The sequence below is a fragment of the Priestia sp. JV24 genome (assembly GCF_025910025.1).
In the GTDB taxonomy this organism is placed as follows: domain Bacteria; phylum Bacillota; class Bacilli; order Bacillales; family Bacillaceae_H; genus Priestia; species Priestia megaterium.
Genome location: NZ_JAPCIN010000084.1, coordinates 1 through 637, shown reverse-complemented (window position 1 = coordinate 637; position 637 = coordinate 1). Strand labels below are relative to the sequence as shown.

Genomic DNA, 637 nt, shown 5'->3' with positions numbered 1-637 from the left:
TGCCGCCAAGCGCCGATCATCTGTGATTGGCACAAACCCCACGTGCATGTGTGGCGTCGCTTCATCGTTATGTACCACGGCATACAAAATGTTCTGCTGACCATACTTGCCGGCTATATGGTCCAGTGCTGCTTCAAAATATTTGCGCTGCTCGTCTTGCGACATCGCATGCATATACTCCGGACTAGCCGATACAAAGAACTCTGCCACCAGGACGGCATCATTCCGAATTTTTCGTTTCACACGGGTGGCCGTCATCTTCTTAATTTCTTCATGGTACTTAATTTTGTCCTCGTTCACAAAGTCATAGTTAAGCATCGTCCTGGTTGAATCGATGTCTTTATTTTTACTGTTCTCGCCTTCTCGTTGGTTGTGTTTCTGGATCCCCAATATTGCATCTTTGTGGAACTTTTGCATGCGGATAATCCCATATTTGGCCATCCCTCAACCCCCCATTTCGACCACTGTACTTGGGTCTAGCATACCACAATTTGAGATTTGGTGTAACGCACTACACCAATTTTTCATCTTCGATCAAATTGGGAGCGCGCTCTACGAGGTGGCGGTCGGGGTTCCTCCCTGTGTTTGGCTCCGCCAAAAAGAAAAAAGACATCCTCAACGGATGCCCTTTTTCATG

Annotated in this window: 1 protein-coding gene; it reads right to left on the bottom strand. The window is 47.3% G+C overall.

All coding sequences use genetic code 11. The annotated features are described in order from the left end of the window. Window positions 1-441, bottom strand: a 441-nt coding sequence (mobV, locus tag OK414_RS29760) for a MobV family relaxase (protein ID WP_264363582.1), incomplete at its 3' end; no start/stop codon positions are given. Between the last annotated feature and the right edge of the window lie 196 nt (window positions 442-637).